At 61.5% G+C, this 19203-nt stretch carries 16 protein-coding genes; 5 read left to right on the top strand and 11 right to left on the bottom strand.

All coding sequences use genetic code 11. The features are described from left to right. Positions 1–23 precede the first annotated feature (23 nt). Positions 24–1814, bottom strand: coding sequence for an acyl-CoA dehydrogenase C-terminal domain-containing protein (locus ACSSNI_RS00305; protein WP_200640076.1), 1791 nt, complete (start codon positions 1812–1814; stop codon positions 24–26). 2 nt (positions 1815–1816) lie between these two features. Further along, on the bottom strand, positions 1817–3055 hold the full coding sequence (locus tag ACSSNI_RS00300) for a 3-hydroxyacyl-CoA dehydrogenase (RefSeq protein WP_200640077.1): 1239 nt from the start codon (positions 3053–3055) through the stop codon (positions 1817–1819). Between the two features lie 102 nt (positions 3056–3157). Here ACSSNI_RS00300 and ACSSNI_RS00295 point away from each other — a divergent pair, with 102 nt between their 5' ends. Both ACSSNI_RS00295 and ACSSNI_RS00290 read left to right on the top strand, forming a co-directional pair. Next, positions 3158–4072, top strand: a complete 915-nt coding sequence (locus ACSSNI_RS00295; RefSeq protein WP_200640078.1) for a LysR family transcriptional regulator — start codon at positions 3158–3160, stop codon at positions 4070–4072. 773 nt (positions 4073–4845) lie between these two features. Continuing rightward, positions 4846–5058, top strand: a complete 213-nt coding sequence (locus ACSSNI_RS00290; protein ID WP_102836520.1) for a cold-shock protein — start codon at positions 4846–4848, stop codon at positions 5056–5058. A gap of 730 nt (positions 5059–5788) precedes the next feature. Here the strand turns inward: ACSSNI_RS00290 and ACSSNI_RS00285 are convergent. From ACSSNI_RS00285 to ACSSNI_RS00265, 5 genes are all read right to left on the bottom strand, one after another. After that, on the bottom strand, positions 5789–6352 hold the full coding sequence (locus ACSSNI_RS00285; protein WP_102836519.1) for a histidine phosphatase family protein: 564 nt from the start codon (positions 6350–6352) through the stop codon (positions 5789–5791). Between the two features lie 133 nt (positions 6353–6485). Beyond that, a complete protein-coding gene (locus ACSSNI_RS00280; protein WP_102836518.1) occupies positions 6486–6908 on the bottom strand; it encodes an HPF/RaiA family ribosome-associated protein in 423 nt (140 codons plus the stop codon). 179 nt (positions 6909–7087) lie between these two features. Next, entirely contained in the window at positions 7088–7669 is a 582-nt protein-coding gene (locus ACSSNI_RS00275) for an Sbal_3080 family lipoprotein (protein ID WP_200640079.1), read from the bottom strand. 67 nt (positions 7670–7736) lie between these two features. Further along, positions 7737–9029: an NTP/NDP exchange transporter gene (locus ACSSNI_RS00270; protein ID WP_200640080.1), complete on the bottom strand. Its 1293-nt coding sequence runs from the start codon at positions 9027–9029 to the stop codon at positions 7737–7739. 37 nt (positions 9030–9066) lie between these two features. Continuing rightward, positions 9067–9984 carry an aldo/keto reductase gene (locus ACSSNI_RS00265; protein ID WP_200640081.1) on the bottom strand — a complete coding sequence of 306 codons (918 nt, stop codon included), beginning with the start codon at positions 9982–9984 and terminating at the stop codon, positions 9067–9069. 323 nt (positions 9985–10307) lie between these two features. Between ACSSNI_RS00265 and ACSSNI_RS00260 the strand changes: the two genes are divergently transcribed. After that, positions 10308–10451 carry a hypothetical protein gene (locus ACSSNI_RS00260; protein WP_234484681.1) on the top strand — a complete coding sequence of 48 codons (144 nt, stop codon included), beginning with the start codon at positions 10308–10310 and terminating at the stop codon, positions 10449–10451. A 29-nt stretch (positions 10452–10480) separates the two neighbouring features. On the opposite strand, the gene ACSSNI_RS00255 is transcribed toward ACSSNI_RS00260, so the two are convergent. Next, positions 10481–12115: a methyl-accepting chemotaxis protein gene (locus ACSSNI_RS00255; RefSeq protein ID WP_200640082.1), complete on the bottom strand. Its 1635-nt coding sequence runs from the start codon at positions 12113–12115 to the stop codon at positions 10481–10483. 328 nt (positions 12116–12443) lie between these two features. On the opposite strand from ACSSNI_RS00255, the gene ACSSNI_RS00250 reads away from it, so the two are divergent. Further along, the gene (locus tag ACSSNI_RS00250; RefSeq protein WP_448258747.1) at positions 12444–14465 is read left to right on the top strand and encodes an FIST N-terminal domain-containing protein; all 2022 of its coding nucleotides are present in this window, start codon (positions 12444–12446) and stop codon (positions 14463–14465) included. A gap of 17 nt (positions 14466–14482) precedes the next feature. Here ACSSNI_RS00250 and ACSSNI_RS00245 read toward each other — a convergent pair whose 3' ends face one another. Beyond that, positions 14483–16408, bottom strand: a complete 1926-nt coding sequence (locus ACSSNI_RS00245) for a RecQ family ATP-dependent DNA helicase (RefSeq protein ID WP_200640084.1) — start codon at positions 16406–16408, stop codon at positions 14483–14485. A 251-nt stretch (positions 16409–16659) separates the two neighbouring features. Next, a complete protein-coding gene (locus ACSSNI_RS00240; RefSeq protein ID WP_159969567.1) occupies positions 16660–17262 on the bottom strand; it encodes a nitroreductase family protein in 603 nt (200 codons plus the stop codon). Between the two features lie 17 nt (positions 17263–17279). On the opposite strand from ACSSNI_RS00240, the gene ACSSNI_RS00235 reads away from it, so the two are divergent. After that, the gene (locus tag ACSSNI_RS00235; RefSeq protein WP_200640085.1) at positions 17280–17543 is read left to right on the top strand and encodes a hypothetical protein; all 264 of its coding nucleotides are present in this window, start codon (positions 17280–17282) and stop codon (positions 17541–17543) included. Here the strand turns inward: ACSSNI_RS00235 and ACSSNI_RS00230 are convergent. Continuing rightward, the gene (locus ACSSNI_RS00230) at positions 17518–19059 is read right to left on the bottom strand and encodes a phosphoenolpyruvate carboxykinase (protein WP_200640086.1); all 1542 of its coding nucleotides are present in this window, start codon (positions 19057–19059) and stop codon (positions 17518–17520) included. The genes ACSSNI_RS00235 and ACSSNI_RS00230 overlap by 26 nt on opposite strands. Positions 19060–19203 lie beyond the last annotated feature (144 nt).

The following is a 19203-nucleotide window of genomic DNA, read 5'->3' as shown; positions in this document are numbered from 1 at the left end:
GGTGCCTCCTGTGATCAATTAGCTCAAAACGCGAAGTCACTTTCTGGCAGCGCCATCACGCAATCGGCACCACCCTGGATTGCCTCACGATGCGCACTCGCCCGCGGCAGTACGCGACGCAGGTAGAAGTCCGCGCTGGCCAGCTTGGCCTGGTAAAACGCCTCCTCTCCAACCCCTTGCTCCAGCGCGTCCTGTGCCCGCGCTGCAGCCTGTAGCCAGAGTCCCGCCAACAACACATAGGCCGAGTACTGCAGAAAATCCACCGACACCGCGCCGATTTCCTGCGGGTCGCGCCCGGTGGCGGCGATGATCTCGGCGCTCAGCTCACGCCATTCACCGATCCGAGCCTGTACCTTGCTGGCCATGGCTTGCAGTGCTGGCCGGTCAACCTGCTGGTCGCAAATCTCGCTGAACTCGGCCTGCAGGGCTGACAGTTCAGTGCCGCCATCGCCGAGCAACTTGCGGCGGATGTAGTCGAGCGCCTGGATGCCGTTGGTGCCCTCGTACAGCTGAGTGATGCGGCTGTCGCGCATCAGCTGCTCCATGCCCCACTCGCGGATATAACCGTGGCCGCCGTAGACCTGCACGCCGAGGCTCGCGACCTCCTGGCCCATGTCGGTGAAGAAGGCTTTGACGATAGGAATCAGCAGCGCCGCGCGCTTGCTTGCGGCCTTGCGGTAGCTCGGTTCGGGATGGCCATGTTCAAGGTCCAGCTGCCGGGCGCAGTACGCCGCCAACATCCGGCTGCCTTCGACCAGTGTCTTCTGCGTCAGCAGCATGCGCCGCACGTCCGGGTGAACGATGATCGGATCAGCCACCTTGTCCGGATGCTGAACACCGGCCAGGCCGCGCGACTGCAACCGCTCGCGTGCATAGCCCAGCGAGCCCTGGTAAGCCTGTTCGGCAATGCCCAGGCCCTGCAGACCGACCTGGAAGCGCGCGTCGTTCATCATGGTGAACATGCAGGCCAGGCCCTGGTTCGGCTCGCCGACGACCCAGCCGGTGGCGCCGTCGAAGTTCATCACGCAAGTGGCCGCGCCCTTGATGCCCATCTTGTGCTCGATGGCGCCGCAGGAAAGCGCGTTGCGCTCGCCGGGCGTACCATCGGCCTTGGCGATGAACTTGGGTACCAGCAAGAGGCTGATGCCCTTCATCCCGGCCGGTGCATCCGGCAGGCGTGCCAACACCAGGTGCACGATGTTCTCGCTCATGTCGTGCTCGCCACCGGAGATGAAGATCTTGCTGCCGCTGACCTTATAGCTGCCGTCCGGCTGGGGCTCGGCCTTGGTCCGCAACAGCGCAAGATCGGTGCCGGCCTGCGGCTCGGTCAGGCACATGGTGCCGCTCCAGCTGCCGCTGACCAGCTTCTCCAGATAAGCGTTCTTCAGCTCGTCGCTGCCGTGCTTGTACAGCGCCAGCACCGCGCCTTCGGTGAGGCCCGAGTAGATGCGGAACGACAGCGAAGCGCCCATCAGCATTTCGTGGAAGTTACAGGCGACCAGCTGCGGGAAGCCCTGGCCACCGTACTCGGTCGGCCCGGTCATGCTCGCCCAGCCGTTGTCGACGTACTGCCTGTAGGCCTCGACGAAGCCCTGCGGGGTGCGCACCTCGCCGTTTTCCAGGGTCACGCCCTCTTCGTCGCTGTTGCGATTGAGCGGTGCGATTTCGCCGCCGGTGTAGCGCGCCGCTTCTTCCAGCACGCCGTCGATCAGCTCACGGTCCAGGCCGTTGCCGAGCAGCTCGCAATGAGCGCTGGCGTCGAACAGCTCGTGCAGTACGAAACGCATGTCACGCAGGGGGGCCTTGTACTCCATGCTCAGGCTTCCTTTTTGTAGTCAGCGAAGCAACTGCCGAGTGTGGCCAGGCTGTCGATCAGCTCGGCCGGCTGCCAGTGCGGCCCGTGGCGCTCGGCCAGTGCATTCAACCGGTCACGAATGGCTGGCAGGCCCTGGCGATCAGCCCAGGTCATCGGTCCGCCGACTTCGGCCGGGAAGCCATAGCCGTAGAGGTAAACGGTGTCGATATCAGCACTGGACTCGGCCATGCCTTCTTCAAGAATCTTCGCACCTTCGTTGACCAACGCCAGCAGGCAGCGCTCGAGAATTTCTTCGCTGCCGATTTCGCGGCGCTGGTAACCGAGGCGCTCGGACTCGCGCTGCACGAGCGCGTCCACTTCCGGGTCGTGTTCGGCCTGGCGGCTGCCTTCGGCATAGCGGTAGTAGCCCATGCGCGATTTCTGGCCGAAGCGGCCGAGCTCGCAGAGGCGGTTGTCGATCTGCACCTCAGGCTCATCCTGGCCCTTGCCGGCCAATTCGCGCGAACGCCATTCCAGGTCGATGCCGACTACGTCGTACATGCGGAACGGCCCCATAGCAAAACCGAAGCCCTGCAGCGCAGCGTCTACCTGGTGCGGGTAGGCCCCTTCGAGCAGCATCATTCGTGCTTCCCGCACATAGGTCGCGAGCATGCGGTTGCCGATGAAGCCCTGGCAGTTGCCGGCGATCACGCTGACCTTGCCCATGCGCTTGCCGAGTTCAGTGGACGCCTTAAGCACGGCTTTGGAAGTCTTCGCACCGCGGACGATTTCCAGCAATTTCATGATGTGTGCCGGACTGAAGAAGTGCAGCCCCACCACCTGCTCAGGGCGCCCGGTGACGGCGGCAATGGCGTCTATGTCCAGTGCCGAGGTGTTGCTGGCGAGAATGCCGGTGGGCTTAACGATGCCGTCCAGTTCGCGGAAGATGGTCTGCTTTAGCTCGAGGTTCTCGTAAACGGCTTCGATCACCAGATCGACATCGGCTAACGCCTGATAATCGGCCGCTTTGCTGATGCAGGCGCGACGTGCAGCCGCCTGAGTCTCGTCGATCCGCCCCTGGCGGACGTTATGCGCGTAGGTGTCGGCCACGACGCCCAACGCCTTCTCCAGCATCTCGGGATTGTTGTCCAGCCACAGCACCTGCACACCGGCGTTGGCCAGGCTCATGACGATACCGCGGCCCATGGTGCCCGCGCCGATCACGGCGGCGGTCTGGATATCGAAACCGGTTTGGCTCATAGCAGCTGTCCTCATCGCAAGGCGGAAAAAACTGGAGACCAACCATAGACGAAGACGCTACTATTTTTGAAATTTAGTCTTGTGATGTTTCAGATTCACCCGATGAATATCTACAACTTCGACCTCAACCTCCTTCGCGTGCTGGACGCCCTGCTACGCGAACGCAATGTCTCTCGCGCTGCGGAGCGGCTTTCGCTCAGCCAACCGGCCGTCAGTAATGCACTCAATCGTCTGCGCGAACTGCTCGATGATCCGCTGCTGGTCCGTGTTGGCCGCGCCATGCAACCCACGCCGCGCGCGCTGAGCCTGGAAGCGCCCATTCGCGATGCGTTGCAGCAGATCGAGCACACCTTGAATGCCGGGGATTTCTTCGATCCGAGCACCAGCCGGCAGCGCTTCGTCATTGCTGTCACCGATTACGTCGAGCTGGTCTGTATGCCTGCGTTGATGGCTCGCCTGGCGAGCGTGGCACCGGGGATTCAGCTGGCCATCGAGCATCTGACCCCAAGCCTGCCGGTCGAAGCGCTGGATGACGGCAAGCTGGATCTGGTTCTTGGCCGCTTCGTCGAAGTGCCGACCCGTTTTCATACCCGACGCTGGGCCAGCGAAACCTTGCAGATTGCGGTGCGCAAGGGTCATCCGTTGGTTGGCAAGACACTGGACCTCGACGGTTTTTTGCGCCTGCGCCACCTCTGGGTCCACGGCGGACAGACGCGCGGCATGGTCGATCAATGGCTGGAGGAGCAAGGACTCGGCCGCGATGTGGTCTACACCACCCCGAACTACCTGCAGGCCGCACATATCGTCGCGCGTAGCGATCTGGCCGCGGTGCTGCCGACACAGCTGGCGCGCTATTTCGCGGAGATGCTACCGCTCCAGCTGTTTGACCTGCCCTTCGATCTCGGTAGCTTCCGGCTGGATATCGTCAGCGTTGCGCAACGTGAACGGGATGCTGCCCTGCAATGGCTGATCGAACAGATCGTCGCGATAAGTGAACACGACAGTCTGCCGCGGTGAGGCGATAGGCTGCGCTGTGGCACCACGTGCCGCGGTTGCCGGAACGTTATGGCATTCCCGGCGGTTTTCCATGGGCAACAAAAAACCCGCCGAAGCGGGTTTTTCCTGACCATCCGAATCCTTCCGGGTGCCTTCCTGGCGATGGTCGATCTTCCTTGATCCTGAGCGCGTCCTGCGCTTCAGAGCTGGGCATAGATTAATCATCCGGCCGAGCAAGCTGAAGAGCAAAAGACTGGGATCCTTGTAAGCCTTTCGCTATAGGAAGGGACAAACGCATCGTCGGGAGCCTCTCTAAGCGCTGACTCGAAACAAACCCTGGAGCGATGCGCTTGAGGCGTTAACGTAGCGCTGTCGCTTCTGCGCTATCGCCGCACGGGCCATGGAGATTGGGCTAATGTCAGACCGTAATCTCTCAATGCAGGCGCGAACTAGCCGCCAGCCGAGCGATAAACGACCCATAAAGTTTCGGCGAAATTTCACAACATTTAATCTTATGAAAACGGCGAGATATGTGACTGTAAATAACGGAAATAACAGGCTAACTCATTTTTTGCAGATGCTCAGTAGTCACCTTCTTGAAACAGCCTTAGGCAAACAATGCTGTACATATCTTTTTATGTGCGTATATTCCGGGTCACTGCTTCGCAATTAACACTTCGACACCCGGCATGATGTTTCTCTGTTTCATCTCCTCGGTTCGTTTTGCTTCTCGCTTCTCAGTCTCGGCGCCGGACAATTCAGCGCTGCAGCCTTAAAACACCTGGGAGATACTCATGTCTACTCGTCAAAATGGCACAGTTAAATGGTTCAACGATGAAAAAGGTTTCGGCTTTATTACGCCGACCGACGGCAGCGAAGACCTGTTCGTTCATTATCGTTCGATCGAAAGCGCAGGTTTCAAAAGCCTGAGCGAAGGCCAAGCAGTTTCTTTCCTGGCCACTAAGGGCCAGAAAGGAATGCAGGCTGATCAGGTTCAAGTCTCTTAAGACGCCTGAAATAAAAAGCCCCGCTTCGGCGGGGCTTTTTTTCGTCTGGATTATTTAAATTCAGCTATAAAGTACTGCCCACCCATGGGCATATTTGAGTCACTAGTTTCAGAGATAAACCAGGCGGTTACTGCATAAAGCATCAGCATGGCAGAAGCCAAATCTTGCCGAAACAGTCTGTGGCTTGGCCAGGAAGCATTTTCCGAGCGCCGCCAAACTGAGCTGCGCAATGCCTGACGCGAAACGCGTGTGCAGGGTGCGGAAAAGCAAAAACCCGCCGAAGCGGGTTTTTCTGACCTATCCGATTCCATTCGAGCGCCTTCCTGGCAATGGTCGATCATCCTGATCCTGAGCGCTTCCTGCGCTTCAGAGTGGGCATAGATTAATTACTTGAACGCTGGAGCTGTAGTCGTGATCGCGCAGATTCATGTAAGCCTTTGGCTATTCGCACCGCCGAGGCCCAACCTTGACACCACAGCAAAACCCACGCCTCACGCAAACTTTGCGTCGTTATGTTGGCTTTCAATCCAAAAAATCAGGATTTAGCTGTCATCAGCTTTATTGAGGGCAGGCTATCAAGCTTCGAGACCCTCTCAACAACCCTGCTTTTTCTAAGTATTACCCCTGACTTGCCTCATCAATGGCTGCGGGTGTTTGGCCGTCCGATTTTCAGGCCTGCCTTCGCCTACGTCTGCGCTGTCACTGCCGCCAACGTTGATGAGATATGGGTTCAGGATGGCTTGCGGTAGCGGCTCGGATGCCAGTAGCCCGACAGCAGCGGCAGTGCCGGCCCCTGCCAACCCCGTCGGCGCAGCTGCGTGGCGATCAGTGCGTTCATGATCTTGTGCCCCATCAGCAACACGCTGCCATGCGTTTCCGCCAGCTCGATAAGCCTGTCGGCCGCGACACTCGCACGTCGCCTCGATTCGCTCACTGGCTCGGTGTGACGTGCGAAACCAAGGAACCAGGCCGTGCGAAACGTAATACGCCAGACACGAGAAGGCATCAACGGGTAAGCCCAGTCCGGATAAGGCAGATGGGCCTCGGCAAACAAGGGATCGGGCTGGTGCAGGCATTGGCAGTCCAGATGGTCGCGCGACTCCACGCAGCGCATCAGCGAGCTGCAGACGACAATGCCAACCGACTCAGCAAGGCGTCGCAAGGCTTCGGGCCGCTCGCTGCCCACGACACTGGCGGCATTGTAAACCTCGACCCAGTGCTTCATGCCGGCTGGCGTACTCCATGGGTCGGCGTTGTGGTCAGGCCGCCCGTGACGCACCAGGATGATCTGCATGAAGGGACTACCAGAGGAGGGCATTGCTCATTCGAAACGCAACGGCAAGGGCTGGTTCCGGACAGCACAACGATAACGAGGAGTGAAGCGGGTTTAGCTGGGAAGGCCCTGGTAAAGACCAGGGCCGGACGCCTTACTTGTCAAGCTCTTCCTGTTTTTCCAGGAATTCCTCTTCGAGCATCGCATCCTTTACCGCCTGCGGTTGCTCGTCACGCAATGGATCATTGAGTTCGCCGCCAGAGAGTACCTTGGTGTCCAACTTGCCGATCAGGTGCTCAAGGGCGTGGCGCATCTTCTCAGCGGCACCTTCAACGGCCAACTGAAGGGATTCGGCCTTGTGTGTCACCGATACGGCCTGATGGCCCTTCGGGCGGGCTTCGATCTGGCAGCGCTTGTCATCAGCGCCGGCCTTCTGTGCATTCTCGTCGCTGACGTGTACTTCGATGCGAGTGAGGAAATCGTCGAAACGCTCCAGCCGCTCCTCTACGGTCGAACCGACCCACTCATGCAGCTCGACACTGCCGGGGATGTGGTGGCTGTTGACTTGAACATGCATACGACTACTCCTGATTGATGACGTACCTACTAAGGTTCGAGGCGTCTGTACCGCCGAGGTTCAGCGGTTTCGTCTGGCTGAATTGTCTCCAGCGGCGGACAGGCCTTCGCTGACCCAGATCAGTGAAGCGCTTGAGCTCCGAAAGCCAGCGCTTCGAAGCCCCCAGCCGCCTGAGCCTGCTACTCCTCCATCAGCTGACGATAGCGGCGTTGATATTCCTTGTAAGACAACGTCTCATCCTGCAACCGTTGCAGTTGCTGCTGACGGTACGCGTGTGGGCTCAGCGGCGCGCTCACCACGGCCTGTGGCCTTGCGACACCCAGGCCGCTGGCCCCGTCGGGGAACAGTTGGTCGGTGAGTTCGGCAATCTTGTTTTCGGCGCTGATGAATTTGTCTGGGCGACCACTGCCCCAGCGCGCGTCGTATTCGGCCTGCCCCACCTGACGCCCCTGCTCGTAGACACGGATGTCGGCGTAACTCATGTAGAGCAAAAGGTCCCAGCGCCATATCCCGGTGTAAGTGGTGCTCAAGGAACAGCGGTCGGGTTTGCTGCCGGCCGCCAACTGACGGACCTTGAAGCCCTTGTCACTGAGCAACTGCTGATAGGTGGTGTTGAAGCCAGCGCGAAGCCCAACGGCCGGAATGGCACAGATCTCCGGCGCCAGCTCGGGCGACAGATGCACAGGCGTAACGGTCTGCTTGATGCTGCAGCCGGTGATGGAAAGTGAGGCGAAAAGAAGAAACGGCAAGGCGACGCGCATCGGGACATCCTGTCTGGAGAAAATTGCGGGCATTTTGCCAGCATTCAATCACTTGCGCGTGCGTTACCTAGTCTCGCCCGCGTTGCCTGCTGGCCTCGTCGGCTCGCCCGCCGAGCCGCCAGCCCACCCCTCCCCAGACCGCCGCGCTTGCCGCGCCAACCAGGGCGACCAGCCAGACACCTTGGCCAAGGCTGTCGAGCAGAGCCTTGCCCCAGCCGCTGAGGGCATCACCACCGCGATAGATCACGGTATCGATGAAGTTCTTCGCCTTGTATTTGCTCTCGGCATCCAGCGGCGCGAACAGCATCTCTCGGCCTGGGCGAACAAACGCATATTCACCGATGCGCCGCACGATCATGACCGCCGCCAGCACGGCAAAGCTCGGTGCCAGCGCCAAGCCGATGAACCCCAGACAGACCAGCGCCGGCACTGCGCTGAGCAGCACCCGCACCCCGAGTCGCTGCGCGATACGCCCGGTGATGAACAGCTGCGAGAGCAGTGCGCCAGCCTGCACGACGAAGTCGATGGCACCGAAGACTCGCACCTGCTCTGTACGCTCCGGAAACAGCTCGGCCACCAACCGCGCCTGTTCGAAATATAGAAAGGTGCTGGCGGTGGTCAGCAGCAGCACGAAGGCAGCGATACCCAGCAGATAGCGCGAGCCCAGCACCCGGGTCAGCCCGCTGAACGGATTACCCATCACCGGTCGCCGCGGGCTTTCGGCGTGTTCGGCACCGGGGCGGCCGGCACCCAGCACTCCGCGCCAGGCCATCAGGTAGTGCTTGATCGCCACCGCTACCGCCAGTAGCAGTGCCGCCAGCAGCATCAGCCCGAACTGCCCGAGCACGCCGACGAGCAAGGCGCTCAGAGCCGGTCCCGTCAGCCCACCGACGCTGGCACCGGCCGCAATGAAGGCGAACAGCCGACGCGCCTGGGGTGCGTCGAACACATCGGCCATCAGGCTCCAGGCAACCGAGACCACGAACAGGTTGTAGACCGAGATCCACACGTAGAACACCCGAGCCAGCCATATGCTGTCACGCAGGAGAAAGAACAGCCCGGCAAACAGCAGCAGGTTGAGGCAGAAGAAGCCGTACACCCAGTCGATGTAATGGATGCGCGCCACGCGCGAGTTGAGCCAGGCGAACAGCGGCACCGCCACCAGCATGGCGACGAAGGTCGCGGTGAACAGCCACTGCAGGTTCTCGACGCCGCCCTGAATACCCATCGACTCGCGGATCGGCCGCAGCATGAAATAGCCGGTGAACAGGCAGAAGAACAGGGCGAACCCTGCCAGCGCCGCGCGCAGCTCGCCCGGCCGGGCATTGATCAGCGCGGCGGCACGCGCGGCAAACGGCATGATCATCCAGCCCCAGCCCGGAGTCCCTCAGCCACGGTCATCGGAAGGCTTCGACAATCATTTCCCGCTGGCGCGCGTCCGGCAACCGGCCCTGGCCGGCCATGAGGTTGTCAGCCATGTAGCGCGGATTGGATGTGGCAGGTATCACCGTGGTCACCGCGGGCTCGGCGAGGATGAACTTGAGCAGCAACTGCGCCCAGGAGCTGGCATCGATGTCTGCCGCCCAGCCAGGCAAAGGCTTGCCCTTGACCCGCGAGAGCAGGTTGCCGCGGGTAAAGGGCCGGTTGATCAGCGTGGCAATGCCGTGCTCGGCGCAATACGGCAGCAACCGCCTTTCAGCATTGCGCTCGCTGACCGAATAGTTGAACTGAACGAAATCGACAGGCTCCTGCTTGAGCACCTCTAGCAGCCGGTCATGGGCGGATTCGACATAGTGAGTCACGCCTATGTAGCGAATACGGCCCTGCTCCTTGAGAGTGCGGAGCAACTGGAGCTGGGTGCGCGTGTCCTGCAGGTTGTGCACCTGGATCAGGTCGATCACTCCGGTCTGCAGCGCCTCGAAGCTCTTTTCGATCTGCGCCACACCACGCTCGCGGCCGGTGGCGGACACCTTACTGGCCAGAAACACCTGCCTACGTACATCGCCGCGCTGGACCAGCTCACCCACCACCCGGTCAGCATTGCCGTAGCTCGGCGCGGTATCGATCACCCGTGCGCCACCCTCGACGAGCACCCGCAGCACCTCGAGCAGGGTTCGCATCTCGTCATCGTCGAGCTGAACGTCATGTGTCCGCGAGGTTCCCAGCCCGATCACCGGAAGCATCTCGCCGGTCGCGGGAATCGCGCGCTGGCGTAACGGTTCGGCCCCTCTTGCCAGCAATGGCAGCAGCGGCCCGAGGGCGGCGACAGTGGCTAACAGGGCGGAACGACTGAGCAGCTGGCGGCGAGTCTGCATGAGCGGATCTCCAGGTCGGGCGGCGGCGACCTTTGAGTATGGTCGACACAGCCAGGAGCGCCGGCTGATATCCACGCTAGAGCTTTTCCGATTGTGACAGCGCTGCGATGGCAGACGCTGGGGGATGGCGGCTACCCGAATGACAGCCCATCGGGGAAGCCTTCACGATAGTGGCATTATGCTTTCATTTCGGGTTTACTTCGCCGCCAGAACGGTACAGGTCGGCTCCGCGCCACCAAATGAGCCATGGCTTGCTATCCATCGAGAGGACGATGCACCCATCCCCTTCACGTTCCAGCGCACAACCGACCAGAGCAGCACCCGTGACACGACGCCGCCGACGGCAGCGCCTGATCAGCCTGGCCTATGCGCTCGGCCTGCTGCTGGTGTTTATGCTCAGCCTGTTGTTGTTACCGGACGACACCGGGCTGGGCAAACTGCTGTGGGGCGTACGCGTCCCCGGTTAGCCGGACGCCGCGCAAGCGCGGGCGCCAGTTCAGACCTGGAAGCGACCCACCAGGCTCGCCAGAGTCTGCGACAGCCCGGACAATTGCTGGCTGGCCTGCATGCTCTTCGTAGAATTGGCAGCCGCATCATCGGACAGATCGCGTATATCGCTGATGTTGCGCGCAATCTCCTCGGTCACGCTGCTCTGCTCCTCGCAAGCCGTGGCAATCTGCGCCGCCATGTCATTGATGCGCTGTACCGACTCCGCCGTGTCGGCCAACACCTGATCGACGCCAGCAGCACGCTCCACACTGTCGCGCGCCTTGCCACTGCCGGCGTGCATGGCCTGCACGGCCTTGGCAACCCCGCTCTGCAACCGCTCGATACGTAGCTGGATGTCCTTGGTTGAATCCTGAGTACGGCCTGCCAGCGCCCGCACCTCATCCGCCACCACGGCGAAACCGCGACCTTGCTCGCCGGCGCGGGCAGCCTCGATGGCGGCGTTGAGCGCAAGCAGGTTGGTCTGTTCTGCAATGCCGCGAATCACTTCGAGCACCGCACCAATGCTGGCGGTCTCTTCAGCCAGGACCTCGATGGTCTGCGAGGTACTCTCCACCTCCTGCGCCAGCTGGCGGATTGACTGGACGGTGCTGGTGACCACCGCTGCGCCCTGGCTTGACTGCTGTTGCGCATTCCGCGCCGCATCGGAAGCGTTCTGCGCGTTCAGCGCAACTTCATGCACCGCAGCGCTCATTTCCGTCGCCGCCGTGCTGACCTGGTCCACGGCCGCATGTTCGCTGCTGATCAGTTGATCGTTCGTTGCCGCCATCCTGGCCATATCACGCGCCGCCGCATCGACTTCTCCGGTAACCCGACCGACTTCGGCGATAAGCGGTTGCAGCTTGTCGAGAAAACGGTTGAACGCATTGCCGAGTTGGCCCAGTTCGTCAGCCGACCGCACATCCAGCCGGGCGCGCAAATCGCCGTCGCCCTCGGCAATCTGCTGCACACGCTCAAGCAACCGCTGCATCGGCCGCAGTACCACCAGAGGCAGGCCCACCACCAGTAACACGCAGCCGAGCAGACCCACAGCCAACACGATGATCTGCTGTTCTGCTGTCGCCGCGCCTTCAGCGATGGCGGCCTCGCCTTCGCTGTTAGCCGCCGCCGCTTCAAGATCGCCCAGCTTGTCGATGGCGTCACGCATGGCATCGAAGCTCGACTCGCTTTCGCCAAAGCTCAGTGCACTGGCGGCCAGCGGATCAAGGTCGATCTGCTCGATCACCCGCTGCGAGACCCCAGACCATTGCTGAAAGCCACGGTTGAACTGCTCGACCAACGCCAGCGCTTCCGAACTTGGCTGCATGGCGGCGTACTGCTGCACGCGGTCGTAGGCCTGCTTGAGGTTTTCCGCATGGCTGGCCCTGAGCGCCTGGACGTGGTCGCCCGCATCGCTGTCGAGCAGGCTGCGCTCGGCGACAAAGGCCTGATACAGGTCACGGTCGGCATTGAGCAGCAGCCCGATGGCGGGCAGGTGCCGTGTCGCCAGCTGCTGGCTCGAATCGGCCACATGGTTGACGCCACGCATGCCGACGACCCCCATCAGCACCAGCAGCAGGGCCAGTGCCGCAATGGGCAGGGTAATTTTCCAGCGGAATCCGAGATCGGTGAACAAGCGAGACATGGCGTCGCTCCTTGTGAGCCTTTCCTTGCTATCGGCCACAACCACTGCGGCAACAGGTCGCTCGTCGACAATTGCACAGCCGCAGTCGACTTCCGTTGAGCCACGTCAACTCGAGTCGCCGCCTCGCTCAGTACTTCCGGATGAAGACCATGGTGGCATGGCGATCTTTTATCCAGCGGCCGATAACGTCACTGACGACGGCACCACCGAGCGACATGCGCCTCACGGCCACGGTGGCGATAACAACAACTAGCTTCTGATCGATGGCTGATCAGTGCGGGAGCGGCCGAGTGTCCCGCTTCCTTTTCTAAAAGCGCGAGTAAAGCCCATGATTTCGCTTTCCCGATTCAAGCCAGGCCACACGCAATCCAGCGGCACGGCAAGTCTGCTCTGCTCGGCTCAGCAGCTGGCCCAGCAGCTCGCCGCTCTGCGCTTCAACCCGACCTACATTGCCGGCTTCGTCTCGCCGCATGTGAATCTGGATGACGTGGCAAGACAGGTGTCGCAGCGTTTTCCGCAGGCGACGATCAGCCTGTGCACCACGGCGGGCGAGCTCTCCAGCGAGGGCCAGCGGCTCTACTGTGCCACCGGCGCGCAATGGGATCGGGTGGTGCTGCAGCTGTTCGACGCCAGCGTCATCGCCGCCGCTGAGATCGTTCAGGTCCCCCTGGAAAGCGAAGACATCCGCGGCCAGGGCAACCGCATGAGCATGGCGCAGCGGATCGCCAAACTGACGGCCTCGATCAAGCGAGTGCAGGTGTCGATGAAGATCGACTACCGCGACACCCTCGCCAACATCTTCTTCGACGGGCTCTCCGCTTCGGAATCCTTCTTCATGGAAGCGCTGTACGAGTCCGGCCGCTTCCCGTGTCTGTTCGTCGGTGGCTCGGCCGGTGGCAAGCTCGATTTCCAGAAGACTCAGCTGCATGACGGCAAGCGCAGCTACCAGAACCACGCGCTGATCGTCTTCCTCAAGTGTGCGCGGGATGTGCGTTTCGGGGTGTTCAAGAGCCAGAACTTCGAGCCCACGTCGCTCAGCCTGAGCGTGCTCAGTGCCTCGCTGGAAGAGCGCTACATCAGCCAGGTGATCGATTCCCGCGGCAACATCCGCAGCATGGTCCAGGCACTGTGCGAGGCGCTCAAATGCGCGCCAAAAGAGCTGGACCAGCGGCTCTCCGACTACTCCTTCGCCATCCGTGTCGGCGAAGAGGTTTTCGTCCGCTCGATCTCCCAGATCGACTTCGCCAACGAGCGCGTGCACATGTTCTGCGACGTTGCGCCCGGTGAGGAGCTGATCATGGTCAAGCGCACCCCGCTGGCCGAAACCACCCGCCGCGACTATCAGAAATTCATGCAGAACAAGCCCGGCAAGCCGCTGGTGGGCATCCTCAACGACTGCATCCTGCGTCGTCTGAACAACGAGCAGGCTCTCGGTGGCATGGACCCGGTGTTCGATGACGTCCCGGTGGCCGGCTACTCGACCTTCGGCGAGATCCTCGGCCTCAACCTCAACCAGACACTGACGGCGGTGTTCTTCTTCCGCACCAACGGCAAGGATGAGTTTCACGACGAGTACACCGACAACTTCATCGCCTACCACGGCGAGTTCAAGGCCTTCTTCCTGCGCCGGCAGATCAAGAAGCTGACCGGCCTGAGCCAGGTGGTGGTCAAGCAGATCGAGCAGTTCAAGCGCCAGGACTACAGCAGCGCGGTGGACATCAACGGCCTCGATGAGCACATCCGCCCGGTGTTTCGCGGCCTGGCCGACCTTGGCCAGGTGCTCTCCCAGGCCGACCATGAACGGCAGTCCATGTCCGAGCAATTGAGCCAGTGCGCCACCGAGCTGCACGGTTCGATGGATGACCTGACGCTGAACATCAATCAGCAAGGCACCGTCATCGAACAGGCCGGCAGCTCGGTCAAGCAAATGGTCCATCAAGCAGATGAGGTGGTCAGCAGCGCCCGCGATCTGGCGCAGTCCAGCCAGCGCATTCAGTCGGTGGTGCAGACCATTCAGCAGATCGCCGGGCAGACCAATCTGTTGGCCCTGAACGCTGCCATTGAGGCCGCACGCGCCGGGGAGCAAGGTCGCGGTTTCGCAGTGGTGGCCGACGAGGTGCGCAAGCTGGCCGAGATCACCGGCAAGAACGCCGAAGAGATCGGCACCGACATCGACCGCCTGGCCAGCGAGATTCGCGCGGTGGCGCAGCACATCGAGACCCAGTCGGCCGGTGTCGGCTCGCTGACCGGGCTGCTGGATGCGCTGGAAAATTCGAGCAACCTCACCGCCGGCACCTCACGCCAGACCAAGGGCGTCGCCGACCGGCTGATTGGCCTTACCGCGCGCTGAGGTTCTCCGCCACTGATCTAGCACGTCAGGCGCGCGCGAACCTCGGCGTAGGGGTAGGCCTCCAGCGAGGCGAAACCGGGGATCTGGCGCGCCTTGAGCTTGGTGAACACCGGCACGCTGATGCCGCAGAGAAACCGCGTCAGGCACTCGGCGCCCGGCGCATCGCCCTTGAGTTGCCGGTAGCGCTGAATGAAATCGGCGCAACGTGCGGTCAGATCCATCTGCTCCAGAGGCACCAGGGCTGGCGGTTCCGGCAATTGTGCGACCTGTCCGCGGCAGACCGAGCAATGCCCGCAGCGCTGCGGTGCCTGGCGATCACCGAAATAGGCCGCCAGCCGCTGACTCAGGCACTCGGCGGACTCGAACAGCGCCAGCATGTTGTCGATGCGGGTTATTTCGTTGGCTTCATGCCCTTTGAAATAGGCATGCAGCTCGCCACTCAGGGCGTCGGCATCGAAACGCGGATCGAGCAGCGCATAGACCTCGGTCATCTGCTTGCTCTCCAGCTCGATCCAGCCCTTTTCCTGGAAGTACTCCAGCGCCTTGACCACTCGCGCGCGGTCGGCGCCGTGCTGCCCGTAGAGCGCGTCGAAATCCAATGTGCACCAGGTTCGCGCCCGTGCTGAGCTCTGCACGATGGCCTCGACGAACTGCCGCCGCTCGCCGTCGAACTTCGCCACCAGCGCCTCGGGCTCGAGCAGGTACTTGAAGCGGTACTCAGCGAAATAGGCGAAACGTGGCGCAATGATGCCGCGCAACTCCAGTTGCACCAGCAGGGTTTTCAATGGCAACTGGCGGATGTTGCTCTGGTCCGACAGCTGGTTGAGCATCAGCTCCCACTGGCCGCCGGCGCTGGCTTGCAGCAACTCGTCCAGCACGCAGCGGATGCCTTCGCGTTCGGGCGTGTCGCCGTAGACGAAGTTCTGCAGCACGCTGAGGCTGTCGCGGTTGGCCAGCACCAGGCAATCGGACGGCTGGCCGTCGCGTCCGGCACGGCCGATTTCCTGGCTGTAATTCTCCACGGACTTGGGCAGGTCGTAATGCACCACGTTGCGGATATCGGCCTTGTCGATACCCATGCCGAACGCGATGGTGGCGACGATGCAGTTCAGCTCGCCAGCCATGAAGCGGCGCTGGATCGACTCACGCAACTCATGGGCCATGCCGGCGTGGTAGGCGCTGGCCGGGAAGCCGCGCTGCGCCAGATGCTCGGCAACCTGCTCGGCCGTCTTCTGCTGGGTGACGTAGACAATGGTCGGCTGACCGCCCTTGTCCGCCAGCCACTCCACCAGCCGCCGCTGCTTGTTAAAACCGCTGACCGGCTCCACCAGCAGATTGAGATTAGGTCGGTAGAAACCGGTGGTGACCACGTCGTCCGCGGCAATCAAGAATTTGGCATGCATATCGGCGATCACCGGCGGCGTTGCCGTCGCGGTCAACAGCAGCACCTGGGGGATATTGAACTGCCGCTGGTAGTCGGGAAGCTTGAGGTAATCCGGGCGGAAGTTGTGCCCCCACTCGGAGATGCAGTGCGCCTCATCCACCACCAGCAACGAGATCGGCACCTGGCTGATGAAATTGCGAAAGCGCTCGTTTTTCAGCCGCTCCACGGAAATCATCAGGATCTTCAGCTCGCCGGACTTGGCCCTCGCCATGGTCTCGCTGGCCTGCTCGCGGCTCTGTGCGGAATCGATACTGCCGGCGGCGATGCCGTGGCGATGCAGAAAGGCCAGTTGATCCTGCATCAAGGCCAGCAACGGCGAGACGACCAAAGTCAGATGTGGCAGCAGCAATGCCGGCAGCTGGTAGCACAGCGATTTGCCCGAACCTGTGGGGAAGATCGCCGCCGCCGAACGACCGGCCACCACCGCGCGGATGGCCTGTTCCTGGCCGGGACGAAAGCCGTCGTAGCCGAATGTCTGCTTGAGGGTCTGCTCGATCATGCGGGGTCACGCCTTGGACGGGAGGCCGGAGGGTAACAAAAGGAGGGAGACGGTACAGCAAAGCGACCGGCACGCGCAGACAGCCTCGCGAAGAGAAAGAGACGCCGCGTATGGGGAAGCTGCGACGCTCGCGCTTTAAGACTGCAAACGCAGCGGGCTAGCGTCGTCAGCAACAGGCAAAAACACACCGCCGCGGAAAGTGCCGCGGCGGCGCAGAGACAGAGAACGCTTCGCGCGCTCGCTCGGATGATTCAGAAGCGGTCGCGGATGATCACTTCGTCGAACGGCAGCTTGCCCACGCGGGGCTTGGGGTCGACCGTGCGCTTACCGACCGCGACCATCATGGCGATGACGTGGTTATCCGGCAGGTTGATCAGCTTGGCCACCGCATCGAAATCGAAGCCGTCCATGGGGCAGGAATCCAGGCCCTTGCCACGTGCAGCAAGCATCAGCGTCTGCGCCATCAGGCCGCAGCTGCGCATGGCCTCGTCACGCTGTACCTGCGGCTTGCCGCGGTAATAGTTGTCGATGGCGCCGGCCATGTAGTCCTGCACTTCGGCCGGAGCACCGTCCCAGACGCGGCGGACGTTCTTTTCCCAGCTGTCGACCTGAGCACAGACCACCACCAGCATCGAGGCATCGGTCATCTGCGCCTGATTCCAGCCCACCTCGCGGATCTGCGCGCGCAATTCCGGGTTACTCACCTCGACGAAGCGCACGTGCTGCAGGTTGAACGCTGACGGTGCCAGCAACGCCAACTGCAAGAGCTCGTCCTTCTCTTCGCGGCTGAGCTGAAAGCTAGGGTCATACGCCTTGACAGCACGGCGAGTCTGGATGGCTTCTTCGATTTGCATGGCGTGGATCCAATGGGGTGAAAGTGATCGTTATGCTATGGGCCAACAGCCATCGAATCCATCCGTCTTGGTTGATAGAAGTTATCAACCGAACCGATGAAGGGTTCGGGTTCAATGTCTCGAAGTTCGGGACGGCGGCACTCGTGGTCAATCCCGCCAAGGGCGACCGGAAGGCCATCGACATAGTGAACCGGCAGAAAAACGCCCATGAAAAAGCCGCCCGAAGGCGGCTTCTCCAACGCTTGGCGTTACAGCTTAGAGCTGCGGGCCAGCGGCCTTAATGGCGTCGGAAACGTCGAACTTCTTGAAGTTCTCGACAAACTTGTTCGCCAGCTCCTTCGCGGCCTCGTCGTAGGCGTTGCCATCGGACCAGGTATTGCGCGGGTTGAGCAACTGGGTGTCGACACCGGTGACGGCCTTCGGCACGTCGAGGTTGATGATTGGCAGATGCTCGGTTTCTGCACCCACCAATGCACCGCTCTGGATCGCAGCGATCACGGCACGTGTGGTCGGGATGTTGAAGCGCTTGCCGACGCCATAGCCACCGCCGGTCCAGCCGGTGTTGACCAGGTAGACCTTGGAGCCGAACGCCTGGATGCGCTTGATCAGCAGTTCGGCATAGACACCGGCCGGCCGTGGGAAGAACGGCGCGCCGAAGCAGGTGGAGAAGGTCGACTTGATGCCGCTGCCCGAACCCATTTCGGTAGAGCCCACCAGTGCGGTGTAGCCGGAAAGGAAGTGGTAAGCCGCCTGTTCTTCGTTAAGGATCGACACCGGAGGCAGAACACCGGTCAGGTCGCAAGTCAGGAAGATCACTGCGTTCGGCTCGCCGCCCAGGTTCTTCTCACTACGCTTCTCGACGTATTCCAGCGGGTAGGCTGCGCGGCTGTTCTGGGTCAGGCTGTCATCGGTGTAGTCGGCGGCGCGCTCACCGTTCAGTACAACGTTTTCCAGCACGGTGCCGAATTGGATGGCTTTCCAGATGACCGGCTCGTTCTTCTCGGACAGGTCGATGCACTTGGCGTAGCAACCGCCTTCGATGTTGAACACCACGCCAGTGCCCCAGCCGTGCTCGTCGTCGCCGATCAGATGACGCGATTCGTCTGCCGACAAGGTGGTTTTACCAGTGCCGGAAAGACCGAAGAACAGCGTCACGTCGCCATCGTCGCCAATGTTGGCGGCGCAGTGCATCGGCAGCACGTCTTTTTCCGGCAGCAGGTAGTTCTGCACCGAGAACATGGCCTTCTTCATCTCACCGGCGTAGCGCATGCCGGCGATCAGCACTTTCTTGGCGGCGAAGTTGATGATCACGCAACCATCGGAGTTGGTGCCGTCACGCTCGGGCACACACTCGAAGTTGGCGACGTTGAGTACCTTCCACTCTTCCTTGCCGGCCGGGTTGTAGGTTTCCGGGTTGATGAACAGCTGGCGACCGAACAGGTTCTGCCACGCGGTGGCGGTGGTCATCTTGACCGGCAGGTAGTGATCTGCGGCGGAGCCAACATGCACGTGAGAAACGAAGAAATCCTGGCCGCGGTTGAACGCCTCGACGCGATCCCACAGCGCATCGAACTTGTCGGCCGGGAACGGGCGGTTGATCGGCCCCCAGGCAATAGAAGCCTGGGTGCTGGGCTCCTCGACGATATAGCGGTCAGCTGGCGAACGACCGGTCCGGTGGCCGGTTTTCACGACGAGCGCGCCAGTGGCGGCCAATTCACCTTCACCGCGCTTGATGGCTTCTTCGACCAGTTGAGCGGTGCTGATGTCGATGTATACGGCGTTAGTGGCTTGCGTCATGAGTTTCCCGTCGGCCCTGGGCCGATTCCTCCATGCTTTGTAGCCCACAGAGTAGTGGACTACACCGAAAAAAAGTGCGCGCGATTATGACAGAAATGACGCTGCGCTGGGTATGAGGCCGTGATGGCGAAAAGGTTCCTAGTC

Source organism: Stutzerimonas tianxiuensis (assembly GCF_053470365.1).
Note: the sequence above shows the minus strand (reverse complement) of the source record. Positions and strands in the feature narration are given on the sequence as shown.

Coding starts and splice junctions, on each gene's coding strand:
- ACSSNI_RS00305 (WP_200640076.1), bottom strand. CDS start 1,814: ATGGAGTACAAGGCCCCCCTGCGTGACATGCGTTTCGTACTGCACGAG.
- ACSSNI_RS00300 (WP_200640077.1), bottom strand. CDS start 3,055: ATGAGCCAAACCGGTTTCGATATCCAGACCGCCGCCGTGATCGGCGCG.
- ACSSNI_RS00295 (WP_200640078.1), top strand. CDS start 3,158: ATGAATATCTACAACTTCGACCTCAACCTCCTTCGCGTGCTGGACGCC.
- ACSSNI_RS00290 (WP_102836520.1), top strand. CDS start 4,846: ATGTCTACTCGTCAAAATGGCACAGTTAAATGGTTCAACGATGAAAAA.
- ACSSNI_RS00285 (WP_102836519.1), bottom strand. CDS start 6,352: ATGCAGATCATCCTGGTGCGTCACGGGCGGCCTGACCACAACGCCGAC.
- ACSSNI_RS00280 (WP_102836518.1), bottom strand. CDS start 6,908: ATGCATGTTCAAGTCAACAGCCACCACATCCCCGGCAGTGTCGAGCTG.
- ACSSNI_RS00275 (WP_200640079.1), bottom strand. CDS start 7,669: ATGCGCGTCGCCTTGCCGTTTCTTCTTTTCGCCTCACTTTCCATCACC.
- ACSSNI_RS00270 (WP_200640080.1), bottom strand. CDS start 9,029: ATGCCGTTTGCCGCGCGTGCCGCCGCGCTGATCAATGCCCGGCCGGGC.
- ACSSNI_RS00265 (WP_200640081.1), bottom strand. CDS start 9,984: ATGCAGACTCGCCGCCAGCTGCTCAGTCGTTCCGCCCTGTTAGCCACT.
- ACSSNI_RS00255 (WP_200640082.1), bottom strand. CDS start 12,115: ATGTCTCGCTTGTTCACCGATCTCGGATTCCGCTGGAAAATTACCCTG.
- ACSSNI_RS00250 (WP_448258747.1), top strand. CDS start 12,444: ATGATTTCGCTTTCCCGATTCAAGCCAGGCCACACGCAATCCAGCGGC.
- ACSSNI_RS00245 (WP_200640084.1), bottom strand. CDS start 16,408: ATGATCGAGCAGACCCTCAAGCAGACATTCGGCTACGACGGCTTTCGT.
- ACSSNI_RS00240 (WP_159969567.1), bottom strand. CDS start 17,262: ATGCAAATCGAAGAAGCCATCCAGACTCGCCGTGCTGTCAAGGCGTAT.
- ACSSNI_RS00230 (WP_200640086.1), bottom strand. CDS start 19,059: ATGACGCAAGCCACTAACGCCGTATACATCGACATCAGCACCGCTCAA.